Annotated in this window: 11 protein-coding genes; all 11 read right to left on the reverse strand. The window is 54.1% G+C overall.

Translation table 11 applies throughout. The annotated features are described in order from the left end of the window. Nucleotides 1–2: 2 nt before the first annotated feature. The gene (locus tag D4L85_RS26725) at nucleotides 3–956 is read right to left on the reverse strand and encodes a bifunctional helix-turn-helix transcriptional regulator/GNAT family N-acetyltransferase (protein ID WP_119757177.1); all 954 of its coding nucleotides are present in this window, start codon (nucleotides 954–956) and stop codon (nucleotides 3–5) included. Between the two features lie 338 nt (nucleotides 957–1,294). Continuing rightward, nucleotides 1,295–2,461: an iron-containing alcohol dehydrogenase gene (locus D4L85_RS26730; protein ID WP_119757178.1), complete on the reverse strand. Its 1,167-nt coding sequence runs from the start codon at nucleotides 2,459–2,461 to the stop codon at nucleotides 1,295–1,297. Between the two features lie 10 nt (nucleotides 2,462–2,471). Beyond that, the gene (locus D4L85_RS26735; RefSeq protein WP_119757179.1) at nucleotides 2,472–2,771 is read right to left on the reverse strand and encodes an antibiotic biosynthesis monooxygenase; all 300 of its coding nucleotides are present in this window, start codon (nucleotides 2,769–2,771) and stop codon (nucleotides 2,472–2,474) included. A 137-nt stretch (nucleotides 2,772–2,908) separates the two neighbouring features. Then, nucleotides 2,909–3,994 carry a mechanosensitive ion channel family protein gene (locus tag D4L85_RS26740; protein ID WP_160144020.1) on the reverse strand — a complete coding sequence of 362 codons (1,086 nt, stop codon included), beginning with the start codon at nucleotides 3,992–3,994 and terminating at the stop codon, nucleotides 2,909–2,911. A 234-nt stretch (nucleotides 3,995–4,228) separates the two neighbouring features. After that, the gene (locus D4L85_RS26745; RefSeq protein WP_119757181.1) at nucleotides 4,229–5,899 is read right to left on the reverse strand and encodes a hypothetical protein; all 1,671 of its coding nucleotides are present in this window, start codon (nucleotides 5,897–5,899) and stop codon (nucleotides 4,229–4,231) included. After that, nucleotides 5,896–7,071, reverse strand: coding sequence for a hypothetical protein (locus D4L85_RS26750; protein ID WP_119757182.1), 1,176 nt, complete (start codon nucleotides 7,069–7,071; stop codon nucleotides 5,896–5,898). The genes D4L85_RS26745 and D4L85_RS26750 overlap by 4 nt, the downstream gene beginning before the upstream one ends. 144 nt (nucleotides 7,072–7,215) lie before the next feature. Further along, complete coding sequence (locus D4L85_RS26755) at nucleotides 7,216–7,905, reverse strand: hypothetical protein (RefSeq protein ID WP_119757183.1); 690 nt, start codon at nucleotides 7,903–7,905, stop codon at nucleotides 7,216–7,218. Beyond that, nucleotides 7,902–8,654, reverse strand: a complete 753-nt coding sequence (locus tag D4L85_RS26760) for an LVIVD repeat-containing protein (protein WP_119757184.1) — start codon at nucleotides 8,652–8,654, stop codon at nucleotides 7,902–7,904. Before D4L85_RS26760 ends, D4L85_RS26755 begins: the two co-directional genes overlap by 4 nt. Further along, nucleotides 8,654–9,169, reverse strand: a complete 516-nt coding sequence (locus tag D4L85_RS26765; RefSeq protein WP_160144021.1) for an LVIVD repeat-containing protein — start codon at nucleotides 9,167–9,169, stop codon at nucleotides 8,654–8,656. The genes D4L85_RS26760 and D4L85_RS26765 overlap by 1 nt, the downstream gene beginning before the upstream one ends. 202 nt (nucleotides 9,170–9,371) lie before the next feature. Beyond that, nucleotides 9,372–10,463 (reverse strand): SGNH/GDSL hydrolase family protein, encoded by a 1,092-nt coding sequence (locus D4L85_RS26770; protein WP_119757186.1) that lies wholly within the window; start codon nucleotides 10,461–10,463, stop codon nucleotides 9,372–9,374. A 93-nt stretch (nucleotides 10,464–10,556) separates the two neighbouring features. Beyond that, nucleotides 10,557–12,926 carry an ABC transporter permease gene (locus D4L85_RS26775; protein ID WP_119757187.1) on the reverse strand — a complete coding sequence of 790 codons (2,370 nt, stop codon included), beginning with the start codon at nucleotides 12,924–12,926 and terminating at the stop codon, nucleotides 10,557–10,559. Nucleotides 12,927–12,932 lie beyond the last annotated feature (6 nt).

Below are 12,932 nucleotides of genomic sequence, written 5' to 3' on the forward strand. Positions count from 1 at the left end.
GCTCACAGATCCAACACCATGATTTTCTCGGTGCGCTTCAGCACGCTCATTTGTTTCGGCGCTGGGCGGTCTGTGAAGCCGAGTTTGTAATATAACGCATGGGCTTCCGGCATGGCCATCGTGGTTTGCAGCCACAGTTGAGTGGCATAGTTTTCTTTGCATCGCGAGATGCATCGTTCGATGAGCCGGGTGGCAATGCCGGCCTTGCGGATCGTGCGGTCTACAAAAAGTTTTGCAAATTCAAACGTGTTTTCATCGAGCCGCTTTAGCGCGACCACACCCGCGACTTTTTTGTTGTGCAAGGCATAAAAGACAAAACCGCCCGCATCGAGGTAGGCCTTGTCCGGATGTTGCAGCGTGATCTTGTCCTCTTCCTCCAATTTTCCTTTTAGCACTTCCAGCAGCCAGGGCGCTGCGAGTTCATAGAAATATTTTTTGAGAGAGGGTTTGTAGTCTACCACACGAATATCGGGGAGTGTATGCAGGTGCTTTAGTCTTTCGTGGATGGGGTGGGTTGACAGCCCCGCTTCGATGCGGCCGAGAATGTTGGGGAAATCGGGGTGGCCGGCGTCCAGGAGATGTTTCAACGTCGCACCAAACGATCCCCATATTTTTTCCAGCTTGGGGAGCAGGTTTTTTCCTTTCGTGGAGAGCTGGATTTGCTTGGAGCGTTTGTCGGTGGGATGCGATTTTATTTTGACGAGGGCTTGTTCTTCCAGCTCACGCACGATGTTTTTTACGGTGATGTGGGAGACGCCGATTTCGGCAGCGATCTCGAGCACGGTGCGGGGGGCTTCGGCGGTGGCTAGAATATAATAGACGGAGAACCAGCTGGCTTTGAAGTCCACGTGGTTGTCGCTATAGATCTTATCGCCGTCGATGTGGAGTTTTTCGCTGATCCTGCGGAAGCGGGTGGCGCAGGCGAGGTAGCCGAGTTGGGTGATCTTGTCGGGCATGGGAATTAGGAAAGTAGTTTTGTAAAATTATGAAAGTACTTTCATATATACGGCATCGAAAGGAGGAAGTTTCATCAAAGTTTAAAGTGGGTGGCTTTGGGAAACCCCGTTGGGGTTGGCTGTCGCTGTGACTTTCTACCCCCAGTTTCACCGGGGGCCATTGTTCGGGAAGCCCGTTGGGCTTGGGGGATCGGGTTATCTGGAGGGGGCGCTATATTGATCATGGTCGTGATCACTGTTATGGGATTTACATTGGAGAAATCTTGTTCGGGATGTCGCCTTAGAGCGATCGGTTCCAAGTTTCAATCTCAAATTCAATTTCGGTCTCAATCAATGGCCTAGCTGTTTTGCAGGACCTCGGTCATTTCTTCGGGGGTTAGGGCGATGGGGTTGTTTTTGTTGTCGGAGGCGGATAGGATCTTGGGGAAGTCCTGGGGAGTGATGCCGTTTTGGGATAGGGTTGGGATGGTCATTTGGGTGCTCCAGGTGGCGATGAGGTCGAGGAGGAAGTCGGTGTAGTAGTCGCTTGTCTTTCCGGGAAGGGCGGAGAATAATTTGCCGACGGTGGCGTATTTTGTTAGAGCTTGTTCGTTGGCTTGTGTGGCGCGGAGTTTTCGAACCGTTACGCGGTTGGCGGCGGTCATGAGGGCGCTGCAGATCACGCCGTGGGGGATGTTGAAGTATCCGCCTACGGCGGAGGCGAAGCCGTGTACGAGGCCGAGGCCTGCATTGGCCAGCGTGATGCCGGAGAGATAGGCGGCCAGCATCATGTCGGCGCGGTCTTCAACGTCTGTGCCTTCGCGGAAGGCTTTGGGTAAGGCAACGGCGATGCGTTTTAACCCCTCCAGTGCAAGCGCATCGGTGACGGGGTTGGCAGCGGTGGAGAGATAGGACTCCAGGAGTTGTGTGAAAGCGTCCATGCCGCTGGCGGCCGTGATGGCGGGCGGGCAGTGCAGTGTAAGGGTCGGGTCGAGTATGGCGGTCTTGGGTACGAAGTTGTTGTGGCGCAGTGATTTCTTAAAGCCTTGCGCTCCTGTCTCCGACAACACGGCGTTCTTGGTTGCTTCGCTTCCTGTTCCTGCCGTGGTGGGCACCGCCACGAAGGGGAGCGTGGTGCCCGGATGGGATTTGGTTCCGACGCCTTCCAAGTACTGAACGACGGGCTCACCCAAAACCAGCATGGCCGCTATGGCCTTACCGGCATCCAGCACACTGCCGCCGCCAATGGCCAGGACCGCATCGGGTTCGTAGGCAGAGAATTTTGTCACCGCCGTATCGATCACGGCCGGCGTGGGTTCACCGGGGATTTTATAGATCTCGACGCTGAAGTGTTTTTGATGCAATTGCTCCAGCAGGGTCTGGCCTGGCGTGGACGACAGAAAAGAATGCGCCCCGGTCACCAACACGATTTTCTTTCCATAGGTCTCCAGCACTGTCGGGGCAACCGAGATCAGGCCGGCGCCAAAATATACCTGGGGTGTGGCGGCTAATCCAAAGGCTTTCATAGCGTCAAACTTATACGGAGGCGGGATAGAGCATGTTGTGTTTCACGCCTTCGCGTGGTTTGGCCATCCAGTCGGCTACGGTGTCGCGCCATTTCTGGTAGTGGGGAGTTTCTTTGTGGGCGGCGGCCGCTTGCTCGGTGGCATAGGCTTCGTAGAAGACAAATTTGTTTGGGTCCTGCAGATCTTGCAGGATATCGAAGCGGAGGTTGCCGGGTTCCTGGATGGATCGTTCGTGATTTTGGCGTGTGGCTTCGATGAAAGGCTGGCGGAACTCGCGTTTTACCTGGACGTAGATGACGGTGGCGACCATTTGCTTTTTTTTGCTAACGTACGAGGAAAAGGTTTAACCGCAAAGACCCCCTACGCCAAAGCTTGGGCGGGCCCTCCTTCGCTGAAGCTTCGGCGGGCAAGCAAATTAGCGCAAGGAATTCCAATGCGTTTCGACTTTTATTTGTCGATAGCATGGGGGGCTTCTTGTCTTTGTTTGGCGGCTTGCCAGTCTTCGCGGATGAGGAAGTGGATGTCTTGTTGTTCGAAGGTTTGGAGCAGCTTTAGGTTGATGTATTGCTGGATGTCCATGTAGCGAAGGTAGTCGGCCACCGTGACAAAGTAAACTACTTCGAACACAACGCCGTAGTCGGTGAGCCGTGCCAGGTGCGCGCGGTCAAAACGAACGTCCCGGGCGCTTTCGATGATCGACTTGATGAGGGCGGGGATCTTTTCGAGCTGGTCGGTGGTGGTGTCGTATACCACCGTGATGTTGAATTGCACGCGGCGGTTTTCCTGGCGCTTGTAGTTGTGTACGCGCGATTTGGTGAGGTCGCTGTTGGAGATGACGATCTGTTCGCCCGTGAGGCTGCGCAAGCGTGTGGTCTTCACGCCGATGTATTCGATGGTACCGTTCTTGTCGTCCACGTTGATGGCGTCGCCCACTTCGAAAGGTTTGTCGAAAAAGATCACAAAATAATTGAACAGGTCGCCGATGATGTTTTGCGCAGCCAGTGCCACGGCGATGCCCCCAATGCCCACGCCGGTGAGAATAGTAGAAACGTCATAGCCGAGATTTTGGATAAGGAATACGCCACCCAGGATCCACACCACGAGGTTGATGATGATCATCAGCCCTCCCACCTGCAACACTTTCGTCTCGCCCTGCTCCTGCTTTCGGATATGGTTGATGAGAATGATCTTGATGGTGGTGGATATAAAGCGCAGTACAAAAACCATGATGACCACCCCCGTCGCCACCTCCACCACACGGCTCGCTTTCACGGACAGCTCCAGGCTGTTGATGCCCCAGTAAATGACCAGGAAGCTAAGAATCGGCAGCACAAATTTCTCGATGCCGGCCACGATCTGGTCGTCGGTTTGGGATGGGCTCTTCGCCACCATTTTCTCCACTTTCGTCATGATGACCCGCTTGAAGATGCGGATGAGGAGCAACCCTAAAACAATGATCCCGGCAGCGATGAGATAGGTCTGAACGGAATTCTTACCGTACTCCCTTGAAAGTATTTCCTCGAAAGAATCCATGCGCTTTGCGTTTTGCATTCTTCTGAAGGAAATATTGTGCCGGAGATGCACATCCGTCATAACAAATACAAAGAATCAGGGAAATGTATGGGACTCACGCCCAATGTTGCAAAGGGTCGATCGCCGATTTGTTTGATCTCCTGCACAGCGGGAAAAAATTCCACAGTTCCGAACTTTGGCAAGGACGCGAAGTGTGGAGAAACGTCGACAGGATCACTTCCCCTTCTCTCCCTCCTACTCTACTTCCGCATCAAACGCTGCGTTCACAATCCGGTCGTTTCTTTTCAGTTGTATCCAAATGCGATAACGGCCCGGCGAAGGAAAGGCATAGGGAAAAGAGACCATCGTGTGTTCCGGGTCGCGCATGGCGTGGTCCATGTTTCCTCCATAATAAATGTTGCGTTCGGCTTCCGTCATTTTCTCAAGCCGTGCCAACTCGTGGTTCACGCTATCCATAAAGACCCTCGATCGTGGCAATTTCTTAACATCCACGGGGCCTTCGTTCGTGGCAAAGCGGTTCAGCATGGTTTGTTGGGAAGCCATAGAATAACTGCCCACTGGGTGCAGGTGTATGTACACACTTCCGTCGTCCTTCATGACTACGGCATGCCCCATCATGCCCAGGTAAGGCTGAAGTACGGCGGGCTTGCCGGCTTCGTCCTGCACGTTGAATTTGAGCGAATATAAATTTTGTGACACCAAGGGTTCGGATGGATTGTGTTCCCAGGTCACGGTTGCACCGTCGGGCAACGGCGTGCGCACGCCGGGTGTTCCGCAGATGATCACATCGGCCGGTAGCTGTGTCGTTGGTTTTGTAGCGGCGATGGGGTTTGTGAAAAAATAGGTATCATCCTGATCGGACGCGCTGGTGTCGGAGGACATCATGACGTTGGCGGTATATTGCCCGGGTATAGTCAACGTGTCGGGAATGGTTTCGGAAAAGCCGCTGAGACGGGTTACGTCTGCAAAGACAAAGTATTTTCCTGCCGGCAGTGGAGGCATGGGGGTCACGAACGTGACGGAGTCTTTTCGTTTTGGGTGCAGGTGTGCGAACGCATCCAGTGTGTTGGCGCGGACGAGGAAGAGGTGCATCAACTTCCCGTGATCGGGAATGATGTAGCTGATGTTCCGGGTGAACGTCAGGTTTGAAAGCTTTGTGGTATCGACCGCAAAAACCAGCTGTCTTCCATTTCCTTCGGGAACGATGGACGTTGTGGCCCGGAAAGGTTTGAACATGAAGCGCTGATAGGAATCGGCCCAACTGTTCCACCACGATCTTCCTCCCCAAAGCACCAACAATAACAACACCGAAGCGGACACCGCGCCGATGATGCGCTTCCGCTGGATGGCCTTGGCCTGGTCGAGTCCGGGCTTCACCAATCCATCGCTCACGCTCGCGCTGATGATGGTGACCATGAGCACGACCAAAAGGATCGCGAGGCCCAATAGCGACCAGCCCAGTTTAGCGTCCATCACTTTTTGTGTCGTCGATACGGCCATCACGGGAATGATCACCCGGCCCGTCTCAGCGCTGCCTCTCACTTCCACTTCGATGCCGGATGTGCCGACGTCTATCAGCCAGATGATGCCGCGGTAGTGGCCGGGCTCTCCGGGGACGGGCTTCATTTCGTCGGCCTGGGGTGTGCCTTTTGCGCCGGCAAACCAGTAGACCGGTTTTGCCCACACGGACGCCACGCCGGTGGCATGCGTAAAGATGTCGACAGTGGCCGTTCCGGGGATCACCTCGGGCGGGTTGATCAGGGCCATCAGCGAATAACTTCCGGCGCTGCCTTCAAAACTAACGCCAGGGCTACCCACGTGCGCCCATCCGCCGAAGGAGATGCAAAGTCCCAGACAGGTTCCGATAAAGATGCGGAGCAATTTCCGCTTGCGGCGGGCCCTCATCGCACAATGCGTTTTAGCCACGAGCCCCACGCCAACCCTACGCGCGACGTGAGCATACCCAAAACCAGGGCGATGGCCAGTCCTTTCACCAGGTCGAGTCCCGACGAGATCATCCACGGGCCAAAGGCGTAGCGGAATTCCCAGTTGGCATCAGAGCCAAAATACCATTTTGACGTGCCGAAGAACCAATGTCCTTTGGAGGCCATGAGCACGTTGGCGAAAGGCCACTGCACGGCGAGCAACAAAACAAGAAATGCCAGACTGCAGACGACCGACCTTAACCAAGAGTTGGCTAAGGATGGCCGGTGTATAATGAGATCGATGGCCAAGGCCGGAAACACGAGCAGCAACGGAAAATCAAACGGCTGAAACGTGGTGATGGGATTCAGCACCGGTCCAAGCCGGGGTGTGGCGGGGAACAAGGGGAGTATCCACAACATCACAAGCATTAACACCGAATACACGGTTGCCGCCTGGGTGGCACCCCACCGCGAATGCGAGGCCACGGAAAAGGCCACGAGGAAGAGCGGGAAGATGAGCGATGCGACTTCATAAAAGAGCACACCGTGCATATCGTGACGGCTCAGGTATTCGGATGCCATGGTGTATAACATCGCTACCATAAATCCGGAAGAAAAGCCAAAGAGCCACGTAAACCGGGTCTGCGTGTCGGGCGTCATGGTTGCCCCACCCAGGTTTTGGTAGGCCACTACGCTAACGATGGCGCCTAGCTGTATCGTGATCATGCCTAAAAGCAAAACGGTGTGTGGTGGTGAGAGGATGGTGACATCGAGGCCATAGGTATTGTGCCACCAATCGTCAAAGGGTGCGGAGGTTAACATGGCCAGCGCGCCCCAGATGCAAAACAGGTTGCCCAGCGAGCCATAAAAAATGCCCCAGAATTTTACGCTTCCAGCCCGCTCCACGGCATTGCCGGCAAAGGTGAGCCGCAACACCCGGTAGCCCGAGAACAGTCCGGCCGTTACGCCGCCGAGATAGATGGCCAGGTGCGGCGCGGAAAACAAACCATCCCTCCCAATGCTGAGGTGCCACGAGATGTCCCAGATCAAGCCCACCATAATGCTGAGCGATGAGAGCACGGTTACATAAAGATAAGGCGGAACAGCTTTTGATTCCGAACGGGCCGAAGCCTCCAGTGACAGAGCATCCATAATCAAGTGTTACAAACCAAAGATACTTTTTAATTCCTGGTGAAAAATAACGACATCCCGGGATTTTAAAGTGTGTCTTAATTTTTTTTGGATGCTGCCACCTCGGATTTGGGGTGAGCGATCGAAGATTGGGGTGAGCGATGATCAAAAGATCCGATACCCCAGGCGGACGCCTACGACCAACCGGAATTCTCCATGATCACGTTCCGTGGGCGCAAAGATGTCGTCGGAGTGGTTGTCAAACGACTCGCTACCCGGGGCAATGGGTTTGCCGATGTCGGTGTACAGGATGCTGCGGTAAGCCATGCCGACATTGATGTCGAAAAAGAACGACCGGTTCTTGTTCCATCCTGGAAAAAGTAACAATCCAAACTTCATCCCAGCCCCCTGGTTGTGATGCACGACTTTATAGGTGGCGTATTGAAAATAATCGCAATTGCCTGATACACAATCGTAGCCAATCACCTCCGAGCGATCGAAGGTTACCCGGCTGTAGTAGTATTCGCCCGCAAGATAAAAAGGTATTTTCGGCGGCGACGGCAAGTAATAGCGTAGCTCGGCTATGCCACGATAACCGGACTTGTTGCTGAATTCTTCGGTGCCAGACGCGGGATAATTCAAGATCCACCCCAGGTCGTATTGCAGGTTGATGTGCTGCGTGAGTTTGTGTTCCAATGCGACCTGGAACGACGGATAGAAATAGATCAGGTGGAGCGGGCTCCATTTTACCGCCAGTTTAGGTTGCTCGATGCGGGAGCTTTGCTGCGCCACGCCGGGAAGGGTCTGGCACAAAACCATACCCATCAGGCAAAAGATCCAGATGCTTTTTTTCATGGGGCTACCGGTATCAGGCTTAACTTTTTTATAGCGTCGGGGTCGGTGTAGTCATACTGCGCCACGCCGTCTTTTCCGGTGAGGATCAATGTGCCGTCGTGGGGGATCACATCATACGCATCGTCTTCGTCATAGCGTTTGATCAAGTGGATGTTCATCGGGTCTTTAACATTGAGCACCGTGAGACCCGACTCGCCTTCGCAGACAAATAACAAGTCACCGTCCACGCCCAAACCGTAGGGCGAATTGAGGCCGTAGCTGCTTAACCTAACCGGTTGCTGGGGGTTTTTGATGTTGATGATCTCCAATTGGTTGGTGTTGGAAGGACGACAGCTGAAAGTGCGCAACGTAACAAACGCCAGTGTATCCTGGACCACCACCGGGTCGCAGGAGACGACATGTGAATAGGATGACACAAACAACGGGTTTGCGGGTGTCGCAATGTCGTAGGTGATCATCGCGTCTACTGTTCCCAGGTAGAGCCAGTGATCGCGGGTGAAGATGGTTTCCACGCCGGGGTTGAGTTGGATCGCATTTATTTTTTCCAGGGCACCGTTGCCCATGATCTGGTAGACCTTCAGGGCGTCGTCTTCCACGGCAAAAAGGTGTGTTGCTGTAACGGCGAAGCGTGCCGTCGATCCGCCCTTGCCGCTGAGACCGTCGGTCGTTGTTCCATCCGAATCCTGGCAGGAAAATGCGGCGAGGCCCGCCATCACGATGCAAAGGATGAAGAGGATGCGCGTTCTCATTAGCGGAAACATTTAGGGTTGTTCAATGTGGTCATCTCCCACCCGATCACCATGCCGCGTGTGTCGTCGGGACATTCGAAGTATCTTCCTTCGCGCGGGGGAATTCTTTGCGACCAGTGCTCTTGCTTTAGCCGGCTTAGCTCGCGGATGTTGCTCCAGTCGGAGACGTCGAGGGCCACCAGGTCAGTCATGTGGTCGGCGTAGAGCACGTTGTTGCGGATGGCCATCTCGGTGTTGCCCGCGAGTTGCAGAAATCCCAACGCCTTGGGATGTGCGGGGTCGCTATTGTCGAAAACGTGAATGCCCTGATATTTTTCGTTGATGAGCAGATACGTCGACACCACATAGATCTTTCCCGGGCGAACCAACGGCCGCGCGGCACCAAACGCGAGAGGCACCTGGTCATCCGTAGCATAAATGGGTTTGTATCCCTCGACTTCTCCCACGGGAAAGTCGGGTGCAAAGGGCGACTCCGGGTAGCACCCTGACGCGAGGATCAGGGCAACCATTAGCATGCGCGTCGCGATTTTCATCGTTATAAGAGATTAGATGTGAATTCAATTCGCCGTTGACACCTTACCCTGCTCACCCCCAACTGCGGCTTTTGTAAAGACACAGTTTTCGGGGATTAGGTTGGAATGTTCTTTTTGCGACTGGAATCCTTTGATCTCCTTTATTACGCGAAGCTTATCAAGATGAAGCCGGTGTAAATATCATTTACCACTTCAAATGTTGTTCAATGAAGGCAATAAGGCTATCGGCCATTGCTTTTTGCTCGGCTTCCCGTGGGTGGCCTGCGGTATTTTTGTAAGGAAAGAAACACGTACGAATTTTTTTATCACGGATTTCCGTGATGGCTTTTTGAACATAGCCCGGCCAGGGAGATCCTTCCCGCGTGGCGTCCATGTTACCGAGCGAGCATATGATTTGGGCGCGCGGATATTTTTTACGAATCGCAGATACGAAATCTTTATAGGCTGCCACGATAAATTTTTCATCGGGAGCCTTCGTTCCGAAGCGTGCGCGGAACTGTGCATTTTCAGGAAGGTTGATGATCCAGGAATCGTTTTGAAATAAATCGATGACGACGATATCGGGCGTGTATTGAGAGAAGTCCCACTTGGACAACGAGTCGGTTGGATCGAGGCGGTCGTACATCTCGGGCATGATGAGGGGAAACCAGCTGACCATGACACCGATGCCGCTTTTGCCGATGCAGGAATATTGCGCGTTGAAGTGCCGCGCCGTGAGCGCTGCATACGTGATGTAGTTGTTCTCGAAATAACCGTCGCGGGAATCTTTGCCCCGCGTGTCTTCCACGCCATAGCCACAGGTGATGGAGTTGCCGTAGAACTCGATCTTTCGTTTTGGTTTAGGTTGAGGCGGCAGCACGGTGGCACCTTCCTCCAATTCAAAGCCGAAGAACAAGGTCTTGCCCTTGTCCCATTCCGTGCGCTTGAAAAGCTGAACCTTGTGTTTCCCTTCGCTCAAGCCCGACGCCAGCACATAGCTTCGCCTGGTGGTGTCCGGGTTTATTTTCACGATCGTGGTGTCGTCGATGATCGCATTGTAATAGTTGGCCGTGTCGACATCTTTCAAAACGGCCGATAACGTGGTGCCCTTGAACCAGACGGTGGCCGATGTGCCGGACCACATGAGCTCGGCGGCCTCGTCTTTATAGGCGATCCGTCCTTCGTAGGCAATGTTGGTATCGCGAAAGGAAACCGTGCGGACTTGACTCCAGCAGGGAAAAATAATGATCGTCAGAAAAAGGGAGATCCAGGTTGATCTGGAGGATAGCAATACCATGGCACGTTGAATTTAACCGACCGGAAAGATCATGCAAAGTCAACGCATCTCCATGCAAAGACCACTATTTTTTCAACGCGTGTCTCCGGAAAACTATTCGCTTCTCAACGCCTTCACCGGGTTGCGCAGGGATGCGCGGATCGCTTGGGTGCTCACAATGATGGCCGTCACGCCCAGCAACATCAATCCTGATATGGGGAATACCCACAACGGCAGGTCTATTCTTACCTGGTATTGTTGCAGAAACTGCTGTGCTGCCCAGCCGGCCAAGGGTGCCGAAAAAATAAAGGCTATGATGACCATACGCGAAAAATCTTTTGTCAAGAGCAACACCAATCCGGCTACGCTCGCGCCCAGCACCTTGCGGATGCCGATCTCTTTGGTGCGTTGCTCGGCCGTGAAGGCGGCCATGCCGAACAATCCCAGCCCGGTGATGAACATGGCCAGCAAGGCAAAGGCGCTGGTCAGCCGTCCGATCATGTTGATGCTGGAGAACTTCCGTTGAAACTCGTCATCGGCGAAGCGATATTCGAATGGATACTCGGGGCTATATTTTTTAAAGACGTTGCCCACGTGGTTGACGGCTGCTTCCAGGTCAGCGCTTTTGGGTATCCGTACGGTGATGGTGCTCGACCAGGTCGGGTCCATCGTCATCACCAGGGGGTCGATGTTGCGCGAGCCGGAGCCCATCAGCACGTCGTCCATCACACCGACGATGGTCCAGGTTTGGCCCCACATCTGGATCCGGTCGCCGATGGGGTCTTTCAGGTCCATGGCGAGGACGGCGGCTTTGTTCAGGATGATGGCGGTGGTGTCGCTTTTGAAGTCTTCGGAGAAATCACGTCCCTCGAGCATGCGGATGCCCATCGTCTTGGTGTAGTCGTATTGGGTGGCGATGTTGGTGGCTTCCACACGCTGATCGGGTCGCATTCCCGTCCATTTTTCTATCGGACTGGAGGCAAAAATATTCGTGATCGGGCTGTTGGACTTGGTCACCGACACGGCAGCGCCCGTGTTGACAAGCTCCTGCTTCAGGGAGGCGTAATTCTTTTCGATATCGTTCGAAGACCAGATCAGCATCAGGTTCTCGCGGTCATAGCCCACCTCGCGACGCTTCAAGAATTCGACTTGTTTATAGATCACGACGGTGCCCACCATCAACAAAATGGAAAAGCCAAATTGCAGCGTCACCATCACTTTGCGCGGCGTGCGGCCTGCCCTGCCGGTTTGCACTTTTCCCTTCAGGATCTGTGCCGGGCGGAACGACGACAAGTAGAACGCCGGATAGCTGCCGGCCAGCAAACCCGTGAAGAGAATGAGCGTAAGACCAAACAGCCAGATCTGCGGCGAGGTGTAGTCGATGACCAGGTGCTTATCGATCAGGCCATTGTAAAACGGGCGCACTAATTCTACCAGCACGATGGAAAAGAAGAACGCCAGTGCGGAGATGAGCAGCGACTCGCCAATGAATTGCACCACGAGTTGGTTTCGGCTGGAGCCCACGCTCTTCCGGATGCCGACTTCGCGTGCCCGGTGTTCGGAGCGGGCCGTGGCCAGGTTCATAAAATTGATACAGGCGATCACGAGGATAAAAACGGCAATGCCAGAAAACAACATCACATAGTCGATGAGGCCGCCGCTTTCTTTTCCATTTTCAAAGTTGTTGTAGAGACGCCAGTGACTCATCGGGTGAAGGAACAAGGAAGCCTCTCGTCCCTCGGGTTGGTGCTTGCTTATGACGTCGTGCAGGAAGCGGTCTACACCGGCCCTGTCGGCTCCGGGTTGGAGCTCTACGTAGGTATCGAAAGCGTTGTTGTTCCAATTGTCGCGGGCATACTTGATCCAGTCGGCCGTGGCTTCGAAATACGCGAAGGGCAACAGGTAGTCGAAGGAGAAGGAGATGTTCTCGGGTGGATCGGCCACGATGGCCGTCACTTTCATGGGTTCGTTGTTGGCGATCTTGACCAGCACGATCTTACCCATCGGATCTTCGTCACCGAACAAAGCGGTGGCGGTCGATTGGGTCAGCACGATGGAATGGGGCTCGCGAAGGGCGGTGGCAGCATCACCTTGCAGCAATTGGAATTGAAACATTTCCAGGAAGGCTTCACCGGCATCGAGGCCTCCCTTATTGAGCTTCTTGTCGCCCACCGTCAGCAACGCATGTTGCCCCACGGTGAGGACCGAGCGCTTGATGCGGGTATCCTGGGCCAACGGTTCGCGCAGCGGCAGCGGCGTGTATTGACGGGTGACTACGCCGTTGTCGGTGGTCGTGTTTTGTTTTATATGATAGAGATCCCGGTAGTTGGAAAAGTAGTGGTTGAATGTGAGTTCGTCCTGCACCCACAGCAGGATCAGGATGGACGCGGCTATGCCAACGGCCAGGCCGGCAATGTTGATAAAGGAATAGGCTCCGTTTCGTTGGAGCGTGCGCAAGGCAATGGTGAGGTAGTTCTTAATCATAGTCGC

Origin of the sequence: Chryseolinea soli, from assembly GCF_003589925.1 — a bacterium.
Lineage (GTDB): Bacteria > Bacteroidota > Bacteroidia > Cytophagales > Cyclobacteriaceae > Chryseolinea > Chryseolinea soli.